At 45.0% G+C, this 26184-nt stretch carries 18 protein-coding genes; 4 read left to right on the forward strand and 14 right to left on the reverse strand.

Annotated features, from left to right (window positions below):
* Positions 1 to 8: 8 nt before the first annotated feature.
* From AC23N5_RS03765 to AC23N5_RS03780, 4 genes are all read right to left on the reverse strand, one after another.
* Positions 9 to 2849, reverse strand: a complete 2841-nt coding sequence (locus tag AC23N5_RS03765) for a CHAT domain-containing protein (protein WP_487754531.1) — start codon at positions 2847 to 2849, stop codon at positions 9 to 11.
* Entirely contained in the window at positions 2846 to 3835 is a 990-nt protein-coding gene (locus AC23N5_RS03770) for a matrixin family metalloprotease (RefSeq protein ID WP_487754532.1), read from the reverse strand. The genes AC23N5_RS03765 and AC23N5_RS03770 overlap by 4 nt, the downstream gene beginning before the upstream one ends.
* 183 nt (positions 3836 to 4018) lie before the next feature.
* On the reverse strand, positions 4019 to 4444 hold the full coding sequence (locus AC23N5_RS03775) for a heavy metal-binding domain-containing protein (protein ID WP_487754533.1): 426 nt from the start codon (positions 4442 to 4444) through the stop codon (positions 4019 to 4021).
* The gene (locus AC23N5_RS03780) at positions 4441 to 5121 is read right to left on the reverse strand and encodes a hypothetical protein (RefSeq protein WP_487754534.1); all 681 of its coding nucleotides are present in this window, start codon (positions 5119 to 5121) and stop codon (positions 4441 to 4443) included. The genes AC23N5_RS03775 and AC23N5_RS03780 overlap by 4 nt, the downstream gene beginning before the upstream one ends.
* A 150-nt stretch (positions 5122 to 5271) precedes the next feature.
* Between AC23N5_RS03780 and AC23N5_RS03785 the strand changes: the two genes are divergently transcribed.
* Together AC23N5_RS03785 and secDF are read left to right on the forward strand one after the other, a co-directional pair.
* Positions 5272 to 5640 carry a hypothetical protein gene (locus tag AC23N5_RS03785; RefSeq protein WP_487754535.1) on the forward strand — a complete coding sequence of 123 codons (369 nt, stop codon included), beginning with the start codon at positions 5272 to 5274 and terminating at the stop codon, positions 5638 to 5640.
* A gap of 174 nt (positions 5641 to 5814) precedes the next feature.
* Entirely contained in the window at positions 5815 to 8886 is a 3072-nt protein-coding gene (gene secDF, locus AC23N5_RS03790) for a protein translocase subunit SecDF (RefSeq protein ID WP_487754536.1), read from the forward strand.
* Positions 8887 to 8956: 70 nt separating this feature from the next.
* On the opposite strand, the gene AC23N5_RS03795 is transcribed toward secDF, so the two are convergent.
* Together AC23N5_RS03795 and AC23N5_RS03800 are read right to left on the reverse strand one after the other, a co-directional pair.
* Positions 8957 to 9130 (reverse strand): hypothetical protein, encoded by a 174-nt coding sequence (locus tag AC23N5_RS03795; RefSeq protein WP_157607557.1) that lies wholly within the window; start codon positions 9128 to 9130, stop codon positions 8957 to 8959.
* 83 nt (positions 9131 to 9213) lie between these two features.
* On the reverse strand, positions 9214 to 10698 hold the full coding sequence (locus tag AC23N5_RS03800; protein WP_487754537.1) for a xylulokinase: 1485 nt from the start codon (positions 10696 to 10698) through the stop codon (positions 9214 to 9216).
* 72 nt (positions 10699 to 10770) lie between these two features.
* On the opposite strand from AC23N5_RS03800, the gene AC23N5_RS03805 reads away from it, so the two are divergent.
* Positions 10771 to 11622, forward strand: a complete 852-nt coding sequence (locus AC23N5_RS03805) for an alpha/beta hydrolase (protein ID WP_487754538.1) — start codon at positions 10771 to 10773, stop codon at positions 11620 to 11622.
* Here the strand turns inward: AC23N5_RS03805 and AC23N5_RS03810 are convergent.
* The 5 genes from AC23N5_RS03810 to AC23N5_RS03830 all read right to left on the reverse strand — a co-directional run bounded on the left by AC23N5_RS03810 (position 11573) and on the right by AC23N5_RS03830 (position 22235).
* Positions 11573 to 12163 (reverse strand): NTP transferase domain-containing protein, encoded by a 591-nt coding sequence (locus AC23N5_RS03810; protein ID WP_487754539.1) that lies wholly within the window; start codon positions 12161 to 12163, stop codon positions 11573 to 11575. The two genes, AC23N5_RS03805 and AC23N5_RS03810, sit on opposite strands and share 50 nt — an antisense overlap.
* Positions 12160 to 13149, reverse strand: coding sequence for a YheT family hydrolase (locus tag AC23N5_RS03815; RefSeq protein ID WP_487754540.1), 990 nt, complete (start codon positions 13147 to 13149; stop codon positions 12160 to 12162). Before AC23N5_RS03815 ends, AC23N5_RS03810 begins: the two co-directional genes overlap by 4 nt.
* Before the next feature lie 60 nt (positions 13150 to 13209).
* The gene (locus AC23N5_RS03820) at positions 13210 to 15960 is read right to left on the reverse strand and encodes a S8 family serine peptidase (protein ID WP_487754541.1); all 2751 of its coding nucleotides are present in this window, start codon (positions 15958 to 15960) and stop codon (positions 13210 to 13212) included.
* Positions 15961 to 16046: 86 nt separating this feature from the next.
* Positions 16047 to 20081: a S8 family serine peptidase gene (locus AC23N5_RS03825; RefSeq protein ID WP_487754542.1), complete on the reverse strand. Its 4035-nt coding sequence runs from the start codon at positions 20079 to 20081 to the stop codon at positions 16047 to 16049.
* 45 nt (positions 20082 to 20126) lie between these two features.
* Positions 20127 to 22235 carry a molybdopterin oxidoreductase family protein gene (locus AC23N5_RS03830; RefSeq protein WP_487754543.1) on the reverse strand — a complete coding sequence of 703 codons (2109 nt, stop codon included), beginning with the start codon at positions 22233 to 22235 and terminating at the stop codon, positions 20127 to 20129.
* A 140-nt stretch (positions 22236 to 22375) separates the two neighbouring features.
* Here AC23N5_RS03830 and AC23N5_RS03835 point away from each other — a divergent pair, with 140 nt between their 5' ends.
* Positions 22376 to 22618 (forward strand): type B 50S ribosomal protein L31, encoded by a 243-nt coding sequence (locus AC23N5_RS03835; RefSeq protein WP_183977346.1) that lies wholly within the window; start codon positions 22376 to 22378, stop codon positions 22616 to 22618.
* 72 nt (positions 22619 to 22690) lie between these two features.
* On the opposite strand, the gene AC23N5_RS03840 is transcribed toward AC23N5_RS03835, so the two are convergent.
* The 3 genes from AC23N5_RS03840 to AC23N5_RS03850 form a co-directional block, all read right to left on the reverse strand.
* Positions 22691 to 23464 carry an SDR family NAD(P)-dependent oxidoreductase gene (locus AC23N5_RS03840; protein WP_183977345.1) on the reverse strand — a complete coding sequence of 258 codons (774 nt, stop codon included), beginning with the start codon at positions 23462 to 23464 and terminating at the stop codon, positions 22691 to 22693.
* A 25-nt stretch (positions 23465 to 23489) separates the two neighbouring features.
* Positions 23490 to 24410: a bile acid:sodium symporter family protein gene (locus AC23N5_RS03845; protein WP_183977344.1), complete on the reverse strand. Its 921-nt coding sequence runs from the start codon at positions 24408 to 24410 to the stop codon at positions 23490 to 23492.
* An 83-nt stretch (positions 24411 to 24493) separates the two neighbouring features.
* Positions 24494 to 26149, reverse strand: coding sequence for a carboxylesterase/lipase family protein (locus AC23N5_RS03850; RefSeq protein WP_487754544.1), 1656 nt, complete (start codon positions 26147 to 26149; stop codon positions 24494 to 24496).
* Positions 26150 to 26184: the final 35 nt, after the last annotated feature.

The raw sequence follows: 26184 nt of genomic DNA on the forward strand, positions 1-26184 counted from the left end.
TATGGGGGTTATCGTTTCTTAAGAAACGGTGGCTCCCATACTCCATTTTTGGCTTTTCCTTTCCACAACAACGCTGCTGCTAGAACGAAACCAAAGACGGCTATTCCCACTTTCCAAGAAATCTCCCCCAAAAACTGTTCAGGATAGACAGCCTCTCGGTTTCCTAAAACAATATAATTTGCCCAATAATAAGGATGGCGGTACTTCTTATGTTTTGTAGAAGAAAGCATGTCAAGCCTTGCCTTTTGAAGTGCTTCGTCGATAGCATATCCCTTGGATAGATAATGATGGAGTCGAATTGATAAAAAAGACACAGCATCATTGTTGGCTTCCCAAGTCGTGGTCACTACGGCCTGAGCACCTGCATAGGCAAATGCCCTTGCCAATGACAAGATACCTTCACTCCGTAGCATCGTTCCTCTATTGGCTTCGCAAGTACCTAAAACTACCAACGATGTATTTTGTAACGGTAAGTGGCAAATGTCATCAAAATACAGGTGACTATCGTGATCGGGATATAGTTGTATGTAAGAGTTAAAAAAATCTGCCGAATCTATGAAAGTATGAGCAGCGATATGGATTATTTTTTTGTTTAAATCTGCCTTTAATAGACGGGTTTTTGTTGCTTTTGTAGTTAAAATCTTTTCACCATCTATCTTCTCTACTTCTTCTGTGCTTGAGATTGGCAGCCATTTTTTTGCCAACAATTTTTCGTCTAAAAAAGGAGCAATAACTAATGCCGACTGGGTAGTTTTACTTGGTGCATCTGGCAGTAGTTTAGAAGACTCTTGATACACACGACTGGGATGTTGCCAATACCACTGTGCCGAATAAGCATAAGAAATCGCATACTTTGACAACAGATAATCGTATTGTTTTTGCCCTGTTTCCAAAATCTCAAAAGGTAAAAATTGGAAACGAGGATCACGGTTAATAACCAAGATTTTTTTGTTAAGTACTACTTTTTTTATCGGTTCTATAAACTGTTGGTAACAATAAATAGCCGATGCAGAGCCATAGTAACGTCCCAATCCAGGGTTGTTCACGATTTGCTCTTGTAAATTCCTTAGACAAACCTCTAATTGTGGAGCAATGGGTTGACACAATACATCGGCTTTATCATGGGTAACAACAAAAGTATAAAGACAGTCATTTTGCCAAATATAGGATACATAAGCCGTTTCATTGTCTAATTGTTGCTGTAGCGATGACAAAGGAAAAGCAGGTTGTTGATAAATACTTTGGTAATAAATTGGGTATTTTTTAAAAAGTTGTTGTTTAAAACGATGCCACCGAATTTGAAGATTAATATAGGCATCCATATCAACCGATTGTTTTCCCCTAAAACTCATCAATTGACGCTCAATTCTACTTTCTTCGTCTAAAATATGAGGCGGTAATGTATATCTTTTTAATGTATTAACCTTAACTGTTTCTTTGAGGTGGCTAGACTGAAAGGCTTCAATCCACCGAAACAACCGATGAATACCAAATAACGATGGATAGTTCTTGCAAGCTTCAACCCCCATTTTGATGGCTTCTGGATAAACAGAAAAGTTTTGCTCCGCCAATAAAAGCCTCACTTGTTTATCGTCAATTGTTTTACCAACCAAGGCATGTACTTTTATGGCAACCTCAAACGCATCAATCGCTTTTTTTAAATCAACTGCTTTACTACTTTTTTTAAAATTGTTGTAACATAAAAAAGAAATGAGATTTACCGACTCAACCGCTAATTTAGGATTTTTAATATCGAAAGGAGACAGCGTATTAGTGACCTTTTTTAGTACGACCATCTTTCGTACTGATTCAAGGTATTTTAATGCCAGTATATCTTCCCCTTTTTGAATTAAAATTCGGGCTTTCAGCAAATACACATGCGCTAAATTATCCCGTTTTGAAAGAAGATTTTTTTCGTAAACTTCGATGGATTTATCTATATTTTTCTCCGCTTCTTCGTACCTTTTTTCCTCAAAATGGCACGCTCCCATAAACCAATATTGCTTAAACAAAATAGTAAAATAGGTACTAGAACTTTGAGGTGAAAGATGGGCTAGTAATGCAATGTTTTTTTTACATGTAGTCAAGGACTGAGCGAAATCTTTCTGCTTATAAAAAGTCCAAGCAAGTCCAGATAAGTAAGCTGCTTTGTCTATATCTTGTTTCAGATGTAGGCGCAAGGATTCTCGACGATACAGAAGCGCCTTGGAATGCTCCTCCATCAAATCGAAACATTCGGCTATACTACTACTAATAGTAGGAATATTATCTTTCAAATTATACGTAATAGACAACGTACGTGCTTTTTGAAAGTAATTCATGCTTTGTTGATAATCCTGAAACGTTAGGAGCATTCGTCCCAAATTGATGTAATGATACACCACATACGTCGGTAAACGGGTTTCAACAGAGGGGTTTTGTTCAAGTGTTTGGTCAGCTCGTTGAAAATAAAAATAAGAAGAATCGGTATTTGACCGTGATTGGTAGATTGCTCCTAGGAAAGAATAAAGTTTGAAATGCGTCGTATCTGGTAGGGTAGCTAACTCAAGGAGATGCGATATGCCTTTATGGCCAAAATGCGCTGCTTCCTGCAACCTCCCTTGGCCATAGTACAAACTACAAATATTCATACAAAAATACCCCGAACGATTGGGGTCTGCTCGGCTTACCTGCTGATATGCTTTCTGGTAAAAAAAAATAGCTAACTGGGTACTGTCTTGGCGGGAAAAATATTCTGCTTTGTATTGGTACTGCTGCCAAAGTTTTTTTTGCGCTTGTTGCCCCATCCCCAAAAAAGGAATAACAGCCGAACTAAGCCACCATACCAAAACCTTTCGATTGAACTTCATTTGTATTTCACTTGAACCTGATAAGCTCCCCCTAAATTATCCGATATGTTGTTGTCATTGATGTTAAATGTCAACTCAAGGTACTGATTCATACCTTCTGTTTCGATTTCACATTGGTTGCCACAAAAGCTCCAAGTTTTATCGTTATTCAGTCGATACATAAGCGCTCCGTGGTTCATTCCTAAAACAATATTATACTGATCAATAGGAAAATTAAACAACCCTCTGTCCAAGCCAATGGGCGTGCTCACTCCCAACCAAAACCCAACGACGATACTGCCAGTTGCTTTCACACTTAGGGTGCTTTTTGGCGAGGGAAGTATAATCTTTTGAGTTATCTCACGATTGACTTGAAAATTGAGGGGTAAAAAACTATACGCCAAGTCACGGCACGCTTGAGGATATAATTTATTAACCAAGAGCGAGTCTTGAACAGAAAGCTTTGGCATTTGCTTTTTAAAAACAGGATTCATCATCGAGCCTATCTCTGTCGAAGTATTCAATCCCAAGAAAAGCCCTATCTGATGAGTGAGAACCCTCGAAAGCGACTCTTTATCCCAACTATATGCGTCGTCTAATAAAATTACATGTGTATTATTTTCCCGTTTGGTGGCAGAAAGCGTTGTTACCTCGCCTCTCACTAAGCCAACTGGCGCTTGTAGGGGTGTGTCGTTTATTGTGCGTTTGGGCACAAACCGAATCACTATTTCAACTCCAAAAGATTGATAACGGACAAATTGCAAGTTAGGATTTGCTTTTTTCCATACGCCAAATGCCAGTTGAATTGCTTCTTGCTGGGTATTGTCATCTAACCGAGTGTATGTATTTTCGGTCGAATATCTAAAAAGGCAGGTGCTTTGTTGTTTACTTGGCGAGATGACGTTCTGAGAAGTAATGTAATAAAAAGGGCCGCTTTCTGGCGGTGCCATGATACAACCACTCAATTGGGTCACCATAAATAATACTATTACGACGCGTATACCCATTCTGATTGAGTTTAAACACTGTAAACTAAATATATCCCAAATGAATAAACAGTAAATTTACAGTTATTGCTCTAAAATAGGCAGTCTGGGTTTATTTCTTTTTCAAAGAATTTATCAAGCGTAAAATCGCATCTTCTGGTAGCTCTTTTCAGGATATTATTTTCTCCTTGCCCCCTTCTTCTACTATTGGTTCCCGTACTTCACGGCAGTTCCTGCCATGACAAAACCTTGGTAATCTTTTCCTGTGTAATATTGGTATTTGACGTTTACGATGGCATGGGCGCCCATGCTTGTCGCCTGAATGATTAATTGGTCAAGCAAAGCCTTTTTTTGTTCTTCGTCATTGCCACGGTACAGCATTCGTCCGCCTTTGGTTTGCTGGTTGCTCAACGGCACTTCCTTTTCTACTTTCACGGGGCCAATGGGTGTGTAAACCCGCGTTGTAGGCTGATTTTCGTAAAATACATCAATCGGATACGTTGCATCCGCCAATTTGATAGGAATTCCCAAACCTCCGTCGGGGGTTGTTACAGGTCGCGCACACGAAAATGCACCCAGCACAATGACTACCAAATACGTAAAAGGAAGATGTTGTCGAAGAAATCTCATGGTTCAATTTTTCTAAAGTTTGCAACGGGAAACGTCATCGTAAAGTTTTTTACAACCAACACTCCCCACGGTTTGAAAAGAGCAATGTCAGGAAACAAGGCCGCATTTACCTTGATATCGGTCAGTTTTCCAAAATAAGCCTTTCCTTTCGCGCTGGGCTGCGTCACTACCCACTCGTCGCGGAGTTGCTGCGTGATACGCAAAGGCAGAAAGGCCGTTGTTAAAGGAAACGAAAAACTCCCTCGGCGTATTGTCGCTTCAAAGAAGGGCTCATCTCCCCGTTTTGCCACCAACTTGTCGGTACGTTCATCAAGGGCTTGAAAGTCAAAATCACACAATTCTTTGGGAATGCCCCAATTTTCGATGCCGTTCCAGACACTATTTGCGTCAGAAACGTAAATTTTTGAAATCGAAAACGTGTTTTTTTCCAACAATTTAAATACCCCTGGAATAAACAGCAATTCGCGGTAAGGACTAACGGGTGTAGTATGGTAATCGACCAGCATCATACTTGCTAGTAAACCTTTGTAGTTATCTCTTTGATAATCAAACAAAAAACACTTTTCTCTAACAAATTTTTCGGGCAAACGGTACAGGAAAATATAGCCATTTCCTGTCAGCGACCACGGCGCAGGAGCTATTAGAGAAGGCGTCGGTAAGTGTTCGGTAGAAAGCATCTTTTTCAATAAAAAAGGGAGGCAAATGCCCGTTTTGTAACATTTTCAAGAAAGATATAGACAAAACAGGCAAGATAAAAAATAGAGGTACTTGTTTAACAAAAAAAATGGTACGAAATTTGTCACCGCTTTTCTGAGCAAATTATTTTTATGAAACAACGGAAACTTTACACACGGGTTTTTTCTGCGGCGCTGGCCTTTTTGTTGCTTTTTACAGCAACAGCGGGAAAAGCATTGTCGCATCGTAAAGTTAGCCCGAAAAAGCCCGTTGCCGAACAAACTGCTAAAAAACAACAAAACAACGACGAGCGTCCTGTCATTCAGGCAATGTCGTTGGAGGCCGTAGTAGCTCCTGCTATTTCGTTTGATTTTGAGCAAACATTCTACCTTCTTCCCAGCATTTGGTGCATCGAACTCCCTTCGGTCAGTCTTCTTCCGAAGCGTTTTGATGTTTTCTACTACTTTTTCTCCTTTTTCCGAAACGTTTTCGGCCACTTTATTGCCACAAACGCCCCCTAATAGGTACGTCACGGTAGCTTTGTACCCATTGCTTGTTATCCATTGAGGTAAAAGCTGGGACGAAGATGTATTTCCATGTTTTTTATTCCCAATTTATATCAACTTTCGAAAGTTAAACGCTTTCGTACAACTTCAATTCAATTAGTGTAAACCAATTTTATCAATCATAAACTAATGCAAAACAGACTTGGTATTTGGATTTTGACAGTGGTAGTAGCGCTTTTGAGCATTTACTACTTGTCATTTACGTTTGTAGCGCGCAGCATCCGTAGCGATGCCGACGCATTTGCTACAGGCAAGGATGGTGTTGTTGACACCAAGAAAAAAGAACGCTATTTAGATTCACTTCGCCGCGAGCCTGTTTATTTGGGTTCTACCTACCAAGAAGTGACCCAACGCGAGCTTGGCTTGGGTCTTGACCTTCAAGGCGGGATGCACGTCGTGTTGGAAGTAGCCCCTACTGATATTATGAGAGGCTTGGCAGGTGGCAATGCCCGCAACAGCCAAGTAAATGAAGCCTTGAAAAAAGCCGTTGAAGCTCAGAAATCAAGCCAATCTAACTTCGTTGATTTGTTTGTAACTGAATTTAAGCGTTTGGCGCCTTCAACTTCATTGGCACAAATTTTTGCAAACAGCACCAACCGTGGCAAAATCAACAGTACTTCTTCTGATAGCGAAGTAACCGCTTTCTTAAAAACAGAAGTGGATGGTGCTACTAGCCGTGCGTTCCAAATCATCCAACAACGGGTGGACAAATTTGGGGTTGCTAACCCGAACATTCAGCGTTTGCCAGGAACAGGCCGCATCTTGATTGAGTTGCCGGGTGTGGACAACCCTGAGCGTGTGCGTCGCCTTTTGACTGGTTCTGCCAAATTGGAATTCTGTGAAGTATATACACTCAACGAAATTTCTCCTGCCCTCAATTCACTTGGAGCGTATTTGACGCAGTTGGATTTGGAGAAAAAGATTGCTACCAAAGGTTCTGCTGCTGCTGACACTAGCAAAGCATCTGACCTTGCATCACAATTGGCTAAAGGAGCAAAAGCAGATACAACCAAAACAGACACAACGGCCAACCAAACTGGTTTGGCAAGCTTGTTTGTACCTATTTCACAAGGCGAACTAGGCGTATATGCCAAAGATACCGCTCGTGCTAACGAAATTTTGGCTCGTCCAGAAGTAAAGGCCATGTTCCCATCTGACTTAATTGTTATGTGGAACCGTAAAGGAGTAGAAACTCTTGACAAGCGTAACGAAATTATTGGCGTTTATTTCATCAAAAAATCAGGCGGTAAAGCACCACTTGAAGGAGATGTGATTGTGGACGCTGGAAACGACTACGACGACCGTGGCCGTCCAGAAGTAACAATGCGTATGAACGCCGAAGGTGCTCGTAAATGGAGAAACCTTACGGCCGCCAACGTAGGTCGCCAAGTAGCGATTATCCTCGATGGTTTTGTTTATACAGCGCCTAACGTACAAAACGAAATCCCGAACGGAAACTCAAGCATCACAGGAAGCTTTACGGTAGAAGAAACCAAGGATATGTCCAACGTGTTGAAAGCAGGTAAATTGCCAGCTCCAACTACAATTGTTGAAGAAGCAGTTGTGGGTGCAACCCTTGGTTCTGAGTCTATCAATTCAGGCGTTATTTCTTCATTGGTTGGATTATTGATCGTACTTGTTTTCATGTTGTTTTATTACAACAAGTCTGGATTTGTTGCCGACATTGCCTTGGTTATCAACCTATTCTTCTTGATGGGTATCATGGCATCGTTGGGTGCAGTTCTTACACTTCCTGGTATTGCAGGTATTGTTCTTACAATTGGTATGGCCGTCGATGCCAACGTACTTGTCTATGAACGTATCAAGGAAGAGCTATTAACAGGCAAAGACATAAAACTTGCCATCGCAGACGGTTTCAAACACGCACTTCCTTCTATCTTAGACTCCAACATTACAACCTTACTTACGGGTGGAATTTTGTTCTTCTTAGGTACTGGTCTTATCCTTGGTTTTGCTACTACCCTCGTGATTGGTATCGTTACCTCACTTTTTGCTGCGCTATTTGTATCACGCATCATTTTAGAATGGTGGGTTGGCAAAGGAAACAAAATTGAGTTCTTCTCTAATTTCTCAAAAAATTGGTTCCAAGATACTCACTTTGACTTTATCTCTCGCCGCCGTGTTTATTACACTATTTCATCGGTGATTGTCGCTGCGGGTATTATCTCAATGATCTTCAAAGGATTTGGTCTAGGCGTTGACTTTAAAGGTGGACGTAGCTACGTCGTACGTTTTGAAAAATCTGTTACTACGACTGACGTCAGAGAAGCATTGACAGAGCCTTTTGGTGCTGCACCAGAAGTAAAAACATACGGTGGAACGGGTATTGGTGCCAACGAGCAGGTCAAAATCACTACTAGTTATTTGGTGGAAGACACTGCACCTGATGCCGATAAGCGTGCTGAACTTAAACTCAATGAAGGTCTAAGTAAACTTGGAAATAAAGCAACCATCCAAAGCTCACAAAAAGTAGGACCAACGATTGCCCATGACCTTATCATGACCTCGATGAAGTCTATTTTACTGGCTATATTAATCGTTGGGATTTATATTTTCCTTCGTTTCCGTCGAATGGGCTTTGTGTGGGGATCTGTGGTCGCATTGTTACACGACGTACTCGTTACATTGGCCGTGTTCTCTATTTTCAACGGAATTCTTCCTTTCTCATTGGATGTTGACCAAGCATTTGTGGGTGCCATGTTGACCATCATGGGTTATTCAATGAACGATACTGTCGTTATCTTTGACCGCGTTCGTGAGTACCTCAACGACAACCGTGGTAAAAAAGAAACGATCTCTACGGTTATCAACAATGCCTTGAACAGCACCCTTAGCCGTACTGCCGTAACGGGTATTGCCACGATTTTAGTACTCCTCATTCTCTTCCTTTTTGGAGGTGAAGTAATTCGTGGATTCTCATTTGCTATGTTGGTGGGTGTTATCGTAGGTACCTATTCTTCATTGTTTGTGGCGACACCTATCGTGGTTGACTCGCTTACACGTGCGCAAGCAAAAGAAGATAGCCTTCCTGCTGATGCAACAAAAGCTGCGCCAGCTCGCCTTATCTCTGATTTTCCAGATGGTGTAGGTGAATTGGAAGCTCCGCAAGACGACGAGCAACAAGAAAAACCTAAAAAAGAGAAAAAGGCGCCATTGATTAAGCCTTCTTTGAAAAAATAAGGGACATCATTCGTCACCAAACAAAAAACGGAAGGCAAATGCCTTCCGTTTTTTGTTTGGTTGATGTTAGCTATTCAATGCTTTTGTGAAGGCTATTATAGTATCCTGCAAAAACTGCACTTTGGATGAGTGTACCAACAATACCCGTCAATACATCACCAAAAGTAAACAACAATACTACAATCAAAACATAGAATGTAATCAATACGCCTGGACCAACTTGTTGTTCCTTATGTGCTTCCATTGAAATCAATGTTTGAGTGGTTGAAGAAAAATATCGTCGCAATTTAGGCAAAAAAACGTTTGACGCTCTTCTCCTTTTGTGATTTATTCTCCCAATGCTTTATTCAGTACTTGCTCCCAACGGGCATAGTTTTCGGCATAGACTGCGCGAAGTGCCTCGTTTGGCTCAAAAGTTGCGATTTGATTTAAACCTTCAAACGCCGACTTCACATCGTAAACCCCTACGCCAATTCCTGCCGCACGCGCTGCTCCTTGCGCTCCGTCGGTGTCGTACAATTCGATGGTAGCGCCTGTTGTATTGGCAAAGGCTTCGCGGAAAAGTGGGCTCAAAAACAAGTTGGCGTGACCCGCCCGCACCGTCTGCGTTTCTACGCCCATTTGGCTCATGACTTGTAATCCGTAATTAAGAGCAAAGACGATTCCTTCTTGAGCGGCTCTGAAAACGTGCGCCGACGAATGGGTATTGAAGTTCAACCCTTGCAAATGACCTCCTACCAATCGGTTTTCTAAAACACGTTCGGCTCCGTTTCCGAATGGCAAAAACGTGAGTCCTTCCGCTCCGATGGGGGTTTGGGCTGCCAACTGATTCATTTCATCATAACCTAGTCCACCTGCAAAACGGCGCACCCAACTGTTCAAAATTCCCGTTCCGTTGACGCACAGCAATACGCCGTTGCGTTGTGCTTCGGGCGTGCTATTGACGTGGGCAAAACTATTTACCCTCGAAAGTGGGTCGGCCGTAGGTTGGGCATTGATTCCATACACTACCCCCGACGTTCCTGCCGTCGTAGCCACTTCGCCTGGGTTGAGGACATTAAGTGAAAAAGCATTGTTGGGCTGATCACCTGCGCGGTAGGCAATCGGGATGCCCGCTTTTAGTCCTAATTCTGCCGCCGCCGACGCCGAAAGCTGGCTTTGAGGGGCAAACGTACCAACGATTTCGGGAATAAATGAATTGTCGAATCCGTAATAATCCAACAATGCTTGCGACACTTTCTGCTCCGCAAAATCCCAGAAAATCCCTTCTGACAAGCCCGAAACGGTCGTTTGAGGCGTGCCCGACATCCGAAGTGCTAGGTAGTCGCCTGGGAGCATAAAATGCCGAATTTGCGAATAAATATCAGGTTCGTTGTCTTTTACCCATTTGAGTTTCGACGCGGTGAAGTTGCCTGGAGAGTTTAGCAAATGCCCCAAACAAGCATCGTCTCCCATGTCGGCAAACGCTTTATTTCCAATTTCTACCGCACGACTATCACACCAAATAATCGAAGGGCGCAACGGGCGCAAGTCTTTATCGACTACCACCAAACCGTGCATTTGGTACGAAATCCCAATCCCTGCGACCAAATCGGCCGAAAAATTGTATTTATTTTTGAGTTTGTGCGTGGCGTTTACGGCTTCTTGCCACCAGCTATCGGGATGCTGCTCTGCCCAGCCTGCACGGTGCGCAATCATGCCCATTTCTTGCTCAGGCGAAGTGGCAGTGGCTACTGCTTTTCCCGTTTCAATGTCAAGTAATGCAACTTTTACCGACGAGCTGCCTACGTCATAGCCTAAAAGATATTTCACTGATACGTTTGATTTTGGTGGTTACAATAAAAGAAAAATTGTTATTTTCGTAGAAAAAATTATCCAAAACAAATGCTTAATTTTTTTACTACCGAACGATTGGTTTGGATTGGAGCCATTTACCTCGTTTTGTGCTTGTTGGCGTACTTTATTCAACACAAATTTATCTTTAAACCCGAAAAACTCCCGCAAGATTTTATTTATAATTACGAAGACTCCTTTGAAGAACTGTTTTTTGAACCCGAACCTAACGTCCGTATCAACGCACTTCGCTTTTATCAAGACGACATTTCCCGAGGGCTCGTGGTTTATTTTCACGGCAACACGCGAAGCATCAAAGGTTGGTCAAAATATGCCAAAGATTTTACCCAACACGGCTACGACGTACTGATGATTGATTACCGAGGTTTTGGCAAAAGTACGGGAAAACAAACCGAGGAAGGGCTCAAAAACGATGCGCAACACGTCTATAATAAAATGCGCTCCAAATACGGTTATTCCGAGGAGAAAATCATCATTTATGGCCGCTCGTTGGGGTCGGGCTTTGCCACAAAACTGGCCTCGGCCAATCACCCAAAAATGCTTATTTTAGACGCTCCTTACTACAGTTTTACCCGCCTCACTACCCGATTTTTACCTTTTTTACCCGTTTCCTACATTCTCAAATTTTCGATTCGTACCGATGTCTGGATTCGTTACGTCAAATGCCCCATTTACATTATTCACGGGACCAAAGACCTGCTCATTCCCTTTCGTTCGAGTGTGCGGTTGATGAACCTCATTCCTCAATCGGCTCGCCTTATTCCGATTTACGGCGGCGGACACAACAATCTTCCGAATTTCCCAGATTATCACCGTCATTTGGATGACATTCTCAACGACCGTTTTGATTTGATTTTTGACAAGTATGAAAAGCCGTTTTGACTTTATCACACTCATCAGGCGTATTGATATTTTGTAACCAACGTTCGTCAGGACAAGCAAGCCCTTGGATGCCCATTTTTCGCAACAGTTTGGTGGGCGAAAACTCTCCCTTTACCATTGCTTCTCTCAACCATTTTTCGGACGTTGGCTCCCAAATCCCCACCAAAGGCTCTAAAAATCCCGTGGAAGGGTGTCTAAAAACAGTGGCAGGCAAGTGCGCCTCCCGATGAGCCACCAAATAGTCCACTGTTTTTTGGTTGACAAAAGGCATATCGCAGGCCACCACCAGCCACGGGGTAGATGGTTGGGAGAAAATAGCGCTCGCAATTCCTCCCATTGGCCCGACCTCCAGCGAATCTAACAAAAGTGGCGCATTTCCGAACAAGTCTTGTTGCTCTTTCCGACATGATAGGTACGTCGGGGCAACACCTGAAACCAATTCAAATAAGTATTCCCACTGAGGTTTCGCGTGATAAGAAAGCTGGCTTTTGTCAGCCCCCATGCGCGTACTACGCCCCCCTACCAGAATAAGACCGTTCATGGTTTTTGTAAGAACTCTAGTGCCCTTACTTCCGACCAATAAGCCCCTTTTTGGTCAAAACGTCGTGGTCGAAACCCGCAATGCCCGCCTTGCGCAGTAAGTTCTAGCCACACATTGGGCATAGCTGTAATGGTCTTGATGGGCAAACTTTGGTAAGGAACCAACGGATCGTTTTCGGCATTCACAATGAGGGTTGGCACCGCAATTCCTTCGACAAAATAGGTAGAACTACAGCGCTGATAGTAGTCATCCGCTCCTAAAAACCCATGCAATGGCCCCGTATAAATATGGTCAAAATCCCAAAATGTTTTCACCTTCTCCCATTGCGAAACATCGAAACGGTCGGGATATTGGGTAGCTTTTGCTTCAATTTTTGGCTTTAGTGTTTGTAAAAAACGCCATAGATAAACCTTATTTTCTGGTTTTTCGATGTTTCGGCTACAGCCCAACAAATCCATTGGCACGCTAAAAACCACCACTTTATGAATCTGCTTGGGCAACGTTTTTCCTCGTTCGCCAGCGTACTTTAGCGTTACGTTCCCCCCCAAACTAAAGCCCATGAGCGAAATCTCCGTATAGCCTTTGGCAATGGCATACTTTACCACAAAGTCCAAATCAGAGGTTTCGCCACTGTGATAAAACCGAAGCTGACGATTGATTTCTCCGCTACAACTGCGGTAGTTCCACGCCAAGCAATCGTATCCATGATGATTCAGCAAACGAACCATTCCTGTGATGTACTGACGCGTGCTACTTCCTTCCAATCCATGCGAAAGAATCACCAAGGGTGGCTTTGAAGCAATGTCAGTAGAAGTTGAGGGTGCGAAACTCCAGTCAATATCCAGAAAATCATCGTCGAGCGTCGTGAGACGTTCACGCTGATACGGTGGTTTAATTTTCCGAAACAAGGCAGGAAATATGCTCTGATAGTGGCCATTGGGAAGCCACCGTGGAGGCTGGTGGGTGTGCGTACGCAAAAGAGGCATAAACAAAACGACTTTACAAAGACAAACATAACTTTTCTTTGTCAAAGTTCAGCGTTGTTGTTAGTGCTTAATAAAAGGCTTTGCAATCACCCGTCGCCCGTCGCTTACCCGAATAAAATACTGCCCAGTGGGCAATTCTGATACATCAAACTGGTTCAAGAAAACGCTTCCGTTGTCATAAAGAAGCTTTTGCGCGAGCGTTCGTCCATCGTTGGTGATAATTTCGGCCGTTAAATCATACGTATTGTCCGATTCGTACGCTACCGTCAAGGCATCTACCACGGGATTGGGATACAGCGAGAGCTTTTCTTTTAAGATTAAAATTTCGGGTGGGCTGTTCGTAATCGGGCTATTGGGTGCGTATTGGGTATTGGTCAGTTCAAGTACTTTTGACGCAATCGAACATCCTCGCTGGGTAATTTCTACGCTATATTTTCCTGCGAGGGCTGCTACCAATCGTGGCCCTGTTGCGGTAGGAATCACCGTCCCATTCAAAAACCAGCGATAGGTCATTCCTTCTCCTGTACTCGTTGTAAGACGAATACTTCCGCTTGGCGGAATAATTGTCCCGCTATTGGTTGAAATGACGGGACGTTGTAGCGACGAAACAAGTTGGGTGGACGGGGTTGTGACCACACAACGCCCTGCCGTAATCACCACACTGTAATTGCCTGCTTCGGTAGGATTGAGGGTTGAGGTGGTTGCGCCAGCAATATTTTCTCCATCCCGACGCCATTGATATCTATATCCCGAACCCGCACTGGCTGTCAGTAAAATAGGCGTACCCGCGCAAATGGTCGCGGTACCTTCTGGGGTTATTTTGGCATTGACATTGGTCACGGCGACCGATATTGTTTTCGATTGTGCCGAACACTGGTACCCAATGGCTTTTACACTATACACTCCTGCTTGCGTAATTTCGTAGGTAGGCGTGGTGGTGGTGCCAACCACGTTTCCATCTTTCAGCCATTGATAAGTGATGGCGTTGTCTCCCTGCACTTGCAACTGCACTTTATTGCTGCTACAAATGGTCGTGTCTTGTCCTTTCAGCATTTGCACTGCTGCCACACAATCTTGCGGCTTTACACCGCTCATAATCAGTGTGTAGGGCTGTCCGTTATTTCTCAAGGTACGTTTATGCCGTACGGTCACGGTATAAACCTTCCCCGTTGGAGGAGTCAGAATAAGTACCTGCTCTACATTGTCTCGAATGTTGTCACCGCCCGTAGCTGCCTGAGTGGGCTTGGTAGGGTCGAGTACCCAAGGGAAGTAGGTTGTTCCTGTTTCGTCGGTCAAGCGAACGTCCAAATCATTGATTAATTTCAACGACGGACTATCTACATTTTGGGTGGAAATACCCGTCGCAATCCCCTCTGGGTCGGTCCAAGAGAGTGTTACAATCAGCGGTTCGGTACCTGCGGCGATGACTTTTTGCTGGTAGGTTTCGTTTTGTTTCAACGTATTTTCCAACAATACGTGTCGGTTCACCGTATTAAGCACTACTTGAGCAGCTTTTTCGGCGTTCAGTAAGCCCCATCCGTACTCATAACTTGGACCCACTTTCCCTTTTGGGGTACTTGCAGTGTGAAGCACCAAGCCCTTCAACGTAGCCGAACGCATAAAATAATTTTGACGACGATAAAAAAGCTCTTGCAGCAAAATCAACGACCCTGATACATTGGCGCTGGCGGTAGAAGTCCCCGACATGGTCGCGTAGGCATTGTTGGAGGAGGCAATCGAGGAAATAATGTTGCTCCCAACCCCCAGCAAATCGGGTTTAATACGCCCGTCGTCCGTAGGCCCCCAGCCACTAAAATCTGCCACTTTAAAATCAGTAATGGTCGTTCCTTGCAGTTGAATAGCGGCACCGCCCACCGTTAAAATATTTTTAGCATTCGCCTCCGACGGAATAGCGTCATAGGCATCATTGCGGCTGCGTTCCAGCAAACTGGTTTGGCTAGTATTTCTCAAAAAATAAGGAGAACCAATAGGGGGACCCGTTTCGGCATGTTTGTTATCGGCCGATTTTACGATTAAGTAATAAGGGCTGTTTGCAGCCAGTTGGTCTAAATCGCGGGCTTTGTCGTCATAAAACCCAAAACGATAATCTTCTGTTGCGCTAATTGACGTATTTCCCCACCATTCCCATTTAAGATTGGGGTTGGTTCCTGGGCGATTTTCGTTAAAAACCCAACCTACCACAGGGCCATAGGCATGATTTGAAATGAGCATTCGAGTCGCTTCTCGGGCCATTTCTACCAAATCGTCGGTATAGTCCCAAACGTCCAATTTTGCCCCGTAGGCCATTCCTTTTACTTGCGGATTAACCCCTGCGGCAGCCATCGTTCCCGACAAGTGGGTGGCATGATCACTCAAGACCGTACTTTGGTCTTTTAGTCGTACCCTACCTCCAAATTCAACGTGAGACAAGCGCGGCAAGCCACCATCCCAAATACAAAGGCGCCCGTCGAGCTCAGGCAAATCCCCTTTTAAGTCCACACCAAGCCCCCCACCAACGTAAAGCCCCGTAGTATGTGTTCCCATCGAAGCGACGACATTATGGCTGGTATAATAGACAGGCTCGCCGACTGCGTCCACTCCTTGTAAAGTCAAAATTCGTCCGTTGGCATATTTTTTGCTAGTAAACCAACCTTTCTTTTTTGCATTTTTGAGCGCCCATTGACGATTTTGGGTATAGCGTTGTTGAAGGCTGTTGACGAAGAAATGAGAGACAGAATCGTTCTTCAAAAGTGGTACAACTTGCGCTTGAACGCCAACGAAGAATGTAGCGGCTGATAAACAGAGCACCATAAAACACCTGTTTATCAGCCGAGTAAAAAAAAATAATAGTGTAAGGGGTAAAATAATTGCCATTCCTATCAAGTACAGCGCGCGCTCTAAAGCTTCTGTATCGTATGCACAACGCGCATTGGTGTACCCTCCTCTTCGAATATAGCAAAAAACGTACCGCTTTGCAAAAAAGTTACGTTAAACTGCGTCCGAAATGTTTTTTCAATTTTTTCCATTTGCTGTTGTCCTACCATTCGGCCGCCTAAGTCGTAGAGCGTTGCTCTGATGGCTGTCGGTTTGGTATTGGTCGGCGGTACGTATTCACATACCAAAAATGCGTGCGCAGGATTGGGATACACCCTAGAGGTTGCAACGGTCGAGGTAGCATTGTCCTCCAAAGCTGTAATGGTAATTCTGACTTCATCCGATACCACTTCTCCGCAGCCACTCACATTGGCCCTTACGGAATAACTGCCCGTTTGAAACGCCGTAAACGTAGCCGACGTTGCGCCAGGAATTGGCAAACCATTGATCAACCATTGATTACTTGTCGTCGCATTAGAACGAAGCGTAATTCCATCCACAACAGTGATGGTAGGCTTCTCGGGCTTACGGGTCGTCAAGGCGACGGGCGTCGATAACGTTGGCAAACAATTATTTACCGAAGTGCTTACCGCATAATTACCCGCCTGGATTGCATCAAAACTGTTGCCGACGGCTCCGCTAACTGGCTGACTGTTGAAATACCACTGATAAATCCCCGCATTTACTGGTGCTTTCAGGGTAAGAGAACTACCTTCACAAATACTTGCGGCCCCATCAAAACTAATGCTTGGGGTGGACTTAGTAGCGGTTTTGGCGGTAATTGCCACTCTTTCACTCGGACAGCCAAATGATTTAACTTTCAAATCGTACAAATAATAATACGCATTGGTAAGGGTGTCCACGGTATTGTTTTGGGCAAACAGCGCTCCGCGCAACGCAATCACCCCAGGAATGCTATACGGGAAACCCGTGACCCCCACATTGCTACGGTAAATCGTGGCACCGTTTTCGTATTCAATGGTAATTTTATAATTCCCCGCTTGCGGAATCGACAGATTGAGCGGATAGACTTTCCCTTCGTCCGAAGGGTCATCCGCATATTGTCCCGCAGGTGCACCCGTATTCGGTACATTGGGATTTCGGCTGGCCGTCACGTCTATTGTCGTACTCGACACGAATCGGTCGTCCAGCCCCATGACGGTAAAAGTCAATCGACCCGACGTAGCCGTGTATAATCGGGCACTTTCAAGAATCAAAGGCACTTCGGTTTTAATCAACGGCGCAGGGCCAAAATTTCCCGCATACGACCCTCCTCCGTGAAGCGACTTAGATGCTGGGCCTACATTCCCACTGAAGTCATTTAGTGCCACATAAAATGTTCCGTTGGGGACTTTCAACGAGCTACTCGCAAAATTTCCAATCGCAAATGGCTTTGCTTCCGTGGGACTATCGTACCAAAAAGCCGTGCCCAAATCCCGCGAAATCAAGGATAACGGATCCGCATCACAGTAAGTCGCGGTGGCCGAAGTAACCGTTGGAACGGTGGCAACAGTCCGAACCTCACGAAGAACGTTATTGGCCGTATCTTGGTCATTTGCAAGGTTAGTACGGCAAATAAACTGGTAATTTTGCCCAGACACCAATTTACTTAACAGTGCATCAGAGAGTGTCATCGTAGCCGTTGAAAAAGGAGCAATCGCTTGATTAACATTCCCGTTTATTGTTCCAACCAATGCACCAGAGGCATCCCGCACTTGCACCGAAACGGGGATATTTTGTTGCGTTTCGGTTCCTACATTTCTCACCTGTACGGTGATATTCTTCAGTTGGTTACCACAAAAATTATTTTCTGGAGTTACCAACGACGCCAAGGCTACATCCCGCGTTGGACGGACATAACGGACTAGGTATTCTTGCGTTTCGCCCTTGGCATAGACTCCGCACGCCACCACCGACGAAGGTGTGTTGGTTTCGACGCATACAATCCGTACACGTGCCAAATTTCCTACCACTAACCCAGAAGGCACTTTTACATCCGCTTTGAATGTCGCATTGCCTTTTAGTACATCCGATGTTGCCACATTTTCATTGGGGTCGTCAAAATCACCGTCACCATTCCAATCCACAAATGCTTTTACTACTTTGTCAAAATCGCCGCCACAGCTTGTTAGTTTCACTTCCAATGGCAACGTTTGTCCTGCCGCCACAGCGACTACTTGCGTTGTAAAATCGCTGTAGTCTTGGCAGCCCTCTTTTCCTGCTTGCACCACATTGCCGAATGTCACTTGGGCAATTTTGGTATCTGCGTTTGAACTTGCCTTCGATTCGCAAAATACCTTCCCGCCTATTCCACTCACAATCAAGGCATAAGCCTGTGATGTATTGGTTAACGTGGTTCCTTTGTGCTTTACGGTAATTGTATAAGTACGCCCAGGAACCGGATTGGCAATACGTATTTGTTCGACGTTATCCCGAATATTATCACCCTGCGTTGCATTCTCCGACGGTTGATTCGGATCTAGTATCCAAGGCAGCGATTCCGTCGTTCCATCACTCACCCGTATGTCTAAGTCATTGATCAATTTAGGCGTTCGGTTGTTGAAATTCGCCGCCGATACGCTACTCGCTTGGGCTTCGGGGTCCGTCCAGCAAATGGTAGCCACCAATGGGCCACGTCCCGACGCAACCACTTGCGTACTATAGACTTCATTGATCGCCAGCGTACGCTCTGTCAATACATGGTTCAAATCACGGTTCAATATCACTTCGGCAGCCTGCTTCATATTCAAAAGCCCCCAGCCATATTGATAGTCAGGGCCAGGATTACCCGCATCGTCGGCGGTATGAATTGCCAAGCCTTTCAGCGTTGACGAACGCATAAATTTCTTGTTTTGCTGCTGATAAAGTTCCTGTAACAAAAACAACGACCCTGATACGTTTGGCGATGCCATTGAGGTGCCACTGAGCACTGTATAAGCGTTATTGGACGTGGACGTTGTCGAAAAAACACTTACTCCAACGCCTACAATATCGGGTTTAATGCGACCATCGTCCGTCGGTCCCCAACTACTAAAACTTGAAATTCGGGGGTCTGAAATTTGGTTGTAGCCATTGCTTAACACACTCACCGCACCCACCGTCAAAATATTTTTGGCATTCCCGTAGGTCGCAATCAAATCATATCCATCCTGATTGGCGCGTTGGATGGTGCTAGTCCGAGTTGAGCCTCCCAAAAAATACGGCGTTCCCGCAGGAGGGCCATTGGAGCCTCTTGCATTTCCTGCAGCATTGACAATTAAATAATAGGGCGCGTTATAAGCAACACGATCCCATTCGCGCGCGCGGGTGTCGTAGAACCCCATTTTATAGTCGTATTGCTCATTAACCGTTGAATCGCCGTACCATTCCCATTTACGGTTCACATCTGTACCAGGGCGGGCAGAATTATAACGCCAGCCAGAAACTGTTCCGTAAGAATGGTTAGAAATCAACACATCAGGGGCCAAGTTGACCATTTCTGGGGTATCGTTGCTAAAATCATGGGCTAAAAGCGTCGCGGCATTCGACATTCCTTTAGCCCGAGGATTCACCCCCGTTGCGATCATGGTTCCACTGACGTGCGTAGCGTGGGCATCTGTCGTTGTAACATTATCTACCTGAGTCACACGCCCTGCCAGTTCGGTGTGCGTTCCAAGTACCTGTCCACCGTCCCATATTGCCAAGCGGTCTTTCATCGGCGCACTACCCCCTGTCAAATTTAGTCCAAGGCCGCCATCGTTATAAAGTGTATTTGTGCGTGTTGTGAAGGCAGCCCCAACATTGGTCATAGTAATATCATACAAAGGTTGACCCGTTTCGCTTACCCCTGCCAGAATCATCACCGACCCATCGGGAAAGGACTGTCGTTCTACCCAATTATTCTTCTTTGCTAATTGCTGCAACTCAGCCGCCGCTAGTCGGTATTGATTATCAATTGATTGTCGTACATTTCTAATCTTTTGCTGTTGTTCAGTCGAATAAAGTGGCGAGCGCTGGGCATACATAGTTGACCCAATCAGTGCCGACACACAGAAAATCAAGTAAAAACGAAAGTGCATGATGAAGCGATTTTTCTTTTTAAAACGTGAAAATGGGGCTTGAAGTTATACAAAACTCCGCAAATCATAGCAGTTTTGTACACGTACTGGCACGCCTCCAAATACTGCATTCCCCGTCAAGTCATCCAGCACTTGTTCATCCGTTAAGTCATTAACGCTAACCCCTGCGTGAGCCTGCGCCACATTTAGCCTAACTCCGCCTCGCCCATGCCCATAACCGTGCGGCAAACTCACCACCCCTCGCATTATTTTTTCGGTCAGTTCCACCTCTACCTTCAGTTCTCCTACCCGTGATAGTACCTCGACTTTCGCTCCCGTTTCAACCCCTCGTTGTTGGGCGTCCAGTGGGTGCATCAATAGCGTACAACGGTTACGTCCCTTCACCAAGCGTTCCGAATTGTGCATCCACGAATTGTTGTCCCGAACGTGGCGTCGATTGATAAGCAATAAATCAAAATCGGAAGACACAGGTTGTGCCAACGCTTTTTTGATTCGTTCTACATCTTTGACCAATAACGGTGGCACCAACCCAACTTTTTTATTTGAAGTCTGCAAACGTGCGGGTAAACAGGGTTCTAAAGCTCCCAAATCCAAGCCGTGCGGATGTTGTCGAAGCGTATCTAAACTTAATTTATATTTCCCAAAACGCAGGGCTAAATCGACTTTTGCGTGCGGGTCTTCGGGGACAAATGAGGGAGAATAATGGCCCGTCAAACGAGCTGTTAGCTCTTGAAAAATCTCCCAATCATATTTCGTACCTGTTTCTTTGGAAAATAACGGCTCCGACCATCGTGCTACATTTCGGATGGCCAAGGCATTAAAAGTCAAGTCATAATGAGCTACTTCTAAGCCTGTCGCAGGGGGCAAAATGAGGTGGGCGTGGCGGGTTGTTTCATTGATATAGATGTCGATGGAAACCATAAATTCCAACGTTTCAAACGCCCGATCCAACTGCTGCCCGTTTGGCGTCGAAAGAATCGGGTTTCCGCAACTTGTAATCAACGCTTTTATTTGTCCCTCACCTTCCGTCAAAATTTCTTCAGCCAAGGTTGAAACGGGAAGTTCACCCATGAACTCAGGCAATCCACGTACCCGACTTTGGTAACGATTGTATTTGTTGTACTCCCCTTTGGAGGTAGCTAAAATATCCATGGCAGGTTGGGTAAACATGGCTCCACCCGCTTTATCAAGGTTTCCAGTGACACAGTTTAGGGCATTCACCAACCATTGACAAGCGCCTCCAAAAGCTTGGGTTGACAACCCAATTCTCCCATACGCAACCGCCGATGGAGCATTGGCAAACTCCCTAGCCAACTGTCGAATGTGTGCTGTTTCGATGCCAGTACATTCAGATATTTGTTCAGGAGCAAATGCGGCCACTAGCGCTTTCAACTCATCCAATCCATCGGCATAGGCTGGCACTTTCTCTAGTTTTTCTTCAAAAATCACCTGTAACATAGCCAACAACAAAAACACATCGGTAGCAGGACGAATAAAGAAATGGGCGTCGGCCTTGGCGGCAGTTTCGGTATAACGCGGGTCAACAACCACCACTTTCCCACCCCGTTGCTGAATCGCTTTCAAACGATTTGCCACGTCAGGTGCGGTCATCAAACTTCCATTGGAAGCAAGGGGGTTGGCTCCCAAAATCAACCAAAAATCGGTACGATCAATGTCGGGAATGGGTAGTAAAAAGGGATGTCCAAACTGCTGCCAAGCAGCAAAATGGTGGGGTAATTGGTCGGCCGAAGTGGCAGAGAAAATGTTTTTTGTTTTCAAAGCCCTCATCAGATTCGTTCCTGCCAAATACGTTCCAGAGTTATGCACCGATGGATTTCCCGCATACATTGCGACTGCATCAGGGCCATCACTTGCCTGAATTTCCCCCAAACGGGCCGCGACTTCCTCCAACGCTTCTTCCCAGGTTATTTCCTCCCATCCAGTAGCGGTTCGGCGCACGGGTTTCTTTAAACGATTGGGATCTTCATAAATATCTTTCAATGCCACGGCCTTGGGACAAACATGCCCACGGCTAAACGGATCGCTTTTATCTCCTGCTATCGAAACCACTTGATGACCCGTGTAGTGGATTTCAAGGCCGCAAATGGCCTCGCAAAGATTACACGCACGATAATGTACACTCGAATTTGTCATATTTTACATTCGTTTGATGCAATATAAATATTTTTACCAAACTTCTTTGGGATGATACTTTTTTGATTTTCAAAAAGTTACTATCTTTGCGTCCCGTTTTGAAACAAAGCATCGTAACATCATAAAGCGCTGATACAGAAATGAAAAAAGGAATTCATCCAGATTACAGAGAAATCGTATTTTGGGATTTAGCAACTGATGACAAGTTCGTAACACGTTCTTGCGCCCCAACAAAAGACACTATCGAGTTTGAAGGAAAAACTTACCCTGTGTTCAAGGCCGAGGTAACTTCTCAGTCACACCCGTTCTACACTGGTAAAAATACATTGCTTGACACGGCTGGTCGTGTTGACAAATTCCTTAGAAAATACGGAAAGAGATAATTCTTCTTCGTTTTTTTACCACAAAAAAAGGAGCTGCCAAAACAGCTCCTTTTTTTGTGTCCATTGTGAAAGCTACGAATGATAAGGCGACGGGCTCACCGACGTCCAGCCTCCATCTACAACCAACGACTGCCCAGTCACGTGGCCTGCCCCTGGCGAGACCAGAAACAATGCCGCATTGGCAATATCTTGCACCGTTGCAGGGCGCCCCATGGGTGTAATTTTACTCCACGTTTGGTTATAGGCTGGATCTTCAGCCGTGCGTTCCGTCATTGTCGCGCCTGGTGCTACGGCATTAATGGTAATCCCATAGGGAGACAGCTCCACCACCAAGCTCTTCGCCAGCATTTCGAGGGCCGCTTTGGTCATGCCATAAGCTGCCAAAAACTGGTGTGCTTGGTGGCCTGTTACCGACGACATCAACAACACGCGCCCTCCCTGCCCCTGTAGGCGCATCTGACGCGCCGCCGCTTGGGTCAGGAAGAAACTACCCCTGATGTTCAAATCTAACAGCTGCTGAAGCGATTCTGGGCGATACTCAAAAAAGTCACCAAACGTCGTCATACCTGCATTTGCCACGACTGTCGTCAGTTTTCCAAAGACCTTCACAGCCTCGGCTACCATTGCTTGCACAAAATCAACGTCGGCCGCATTTCCTGGATAACTGATACAATTTCCTCCTTGCTGCTGAATGGCAAGCGCTCCTTCGTCCGACAATGTTTGATCGAGGTCGTTTAGCACAACCGCCGCTCCCCGTTCTGCCAACTGACGGGCTATTTCTAGGCCAATTCCTTGGCCAGCCCCCGTTACAATCGCTACTTGGCCACTAAACTCTTTTTCTTTCATGTATTCGCTTCTTAGTTCTACCTACTTATTCGGTTGGTTTTTTACTCCACCAACTCGCCAACAATGACCCTGTAATGTTCATAATTGGGCCAAACAATGCTGGAGCTAAACCTACCGTTGCTACTTTTCCCATTTGGAGCGCAATTCCTGAGGCTAAACCTCCATTTTGCAAACCTACTTCAATAGCGACTGTTCGGCAATCTTGTTCGGGAAGTTTCAATAATCTCGCGCTCCAATACCCCAACACATAACCTGTCAAATTATGAATCAATGTACACACAATGAGAATCCCTCCAACCTTCAACAAGCTCTCTCGTCCTGCAGCCGTAATGATACAAATAATAACGGCAATTCCTGCCATTGAAACCAAAGGCATGTATTTGTTTAGAAATGCGGTTTGGTTTCTAAAGATTTTATTCACGGCCAACCCCACACCGATGGGCAAAATGATGATTTTTAGGATTTCAATCATCATCTTCATAAAATCAATTTCGATAAATGACCCGCCCAATAATTTCATCAAAAGAGGAGTAAGAATGGGAGCCATCAGGGTTGCACAAGAAGTAATAGTCAGCGATAAAGCCACATTTGCCTTGGCAATGTACGCCATCACGTTTGAGGCTAAACCGCTCGGTGAACAACCAATTAGAATTATTCCCGCCGCAATTTCAGCAGGAAAATCAAAACTTACGGCCAAAGTATAACCCACCAAGGGCATAATAGTGAATTGACAAACAAGGCCAATGATGACACTTTTGGGAGATTTCACAACCGCTTCAAAGTCTTTTGGGCTCATGGTCGTTCCCATGCCAAACATGATAATCTGCAAGAGCGGAACGATAAGGGTTTTTAATTGAAAGTCCCCAATTTGGGTAAAAGTTTGAGGGAAAAATAGGGCAAGTGTTGCCGCTACAATGATGGATAAGGTATAAAGGTAATTTTTCATGTGAGGTTAAGGAATATAAAATTAGGCAAAAGCCGCACCCACAAAAGCGTAGGTACGGCCAAAAATACCCTGCAAATAACAGGTTATGCTAACGACCTTCTTGCGTCGCGGTCGGGGTCATTTTTTACTACTGGTACATCATCAAGAATCATCGTTTCTCCTTTTGCAGTGGTGTATTGTGGCCAATTGGGCAAGCCACCTCCGTTGGGGTTTCCTGTCCGTGCAAAATTGACAAACGATTTGGCCATTTTCTCTGAAAGCCGTCTTGGGCGCGCTCCCCCACCCGTGTGCGTGAGCATCAAATCGGTATTATAAAACCAAAAACAAATATCGTCGCAATGGAAAGCCCGCATTCGTCCATCAAACAAAGGGGGTTGCCACCCAAACCAAGCCACATACACAGGCGCTTTTTGTTTTACCTTGGCATCGGCAGTCGCAATTGCATTTTTACGATTACTTAATATCATCGACCAAATTTCGACTGGCTTTTTATCAGGGAATGTTTTTGAATAAGCATCCGCTACTTCTCCCGACTTTTCGCCAAAACGCACTTTCAATTTTTCTTTGACATCATTCATCGATACTTTTTCGAGTGCGGAATCAACCCTACTCGGCGACTGTTCGTTGAAAGTTGTGGAGATAATCATCGGAATATCGGCTGAAAAATGCGCCGAATCGCCATAAAAAGGCGTCGCCGACAAAAACGTTCCATCTGCTACTGGACTAAACCCTCCTCGCGTTAGGTTCAACCGCTTTGCCTCTTCGGCCATTTTGGCTACGGCACGATTGGCAATATCTATGTACTCACGCCACGGTATTTGCTGTAATTTATCAATTTCATTCGCGCCTAGCCCCGCTTCTTTGAGCACCATTGCCCCCAATTTCTCGGCGTATTCTTTGTTTACACCTCCTAACGATGACCCACTCAATGCCACCGCTTTATGAAACAGCCCTTTGGCCGATGCCATTGCCATCAAGGTGCAAACTTTTGCCCCACCGCCCGATTGTCCAATGATTGTAACGTTAGAGGCATCTCCTCCAAAGTTGGCGATATTGTCCCGTACCCATTCAAGGGCTGCAACAATATCTAACATACCAACATTACCTGAAGCAGCAAACTTTTCACCTCCTACTCCCGCGATGCTGGTAAAACCTAACGCCCCAAGGCGGTGGTTGAGGGAACAAAATACGACATCCCCCATTCGACTCAAGCTCTCTCCATGATACCCATCTTGCTCGATACCATTTCCATTAACAAATCCACCGCCGTGCAGCCATACAACGACTGGGCGTTTTTTGGTATCTAATGCAGGCGTCCAGACATTTATCCGAAGGCAATCTTCGCTTACATCGTCGTAGTTCCAATGGTCAACAAATGAAGCATATTGGTCAGCATACCGCTTTTCCATGATTTGAGGTGCCGTATTTCCCCACCATACAGCAGGACGCACCTCCGTCCACGACCTTGGTTTTTGAGGTGGCATAAACCGATTTGCACCCGAGGTATCTGCTCCATACGGGATTCCTAGAAAAGTATGAACACCTCTCAAAATAAACCCTCTGACTCGGCCATAGGCCGTATTTGCGACGGCGATGTTATCGCCAACAAATAATATTTGCTCATCCTCTTTTGGTTGAACATTGATAGGTTGCGCACTAGAAGCAAGCGGGGCACTTACTCCCGCCGTTGCGGCACTAAGCCCCAGCGTCTGAATAAAACTTCGGCGATTAGCTTTCATAAAGTGAAACGTGTTTAAGAGTGAACTGGTAAAAG

It is taken from the genome of Runella sp. R5_40, assembly GCF_057652295.1.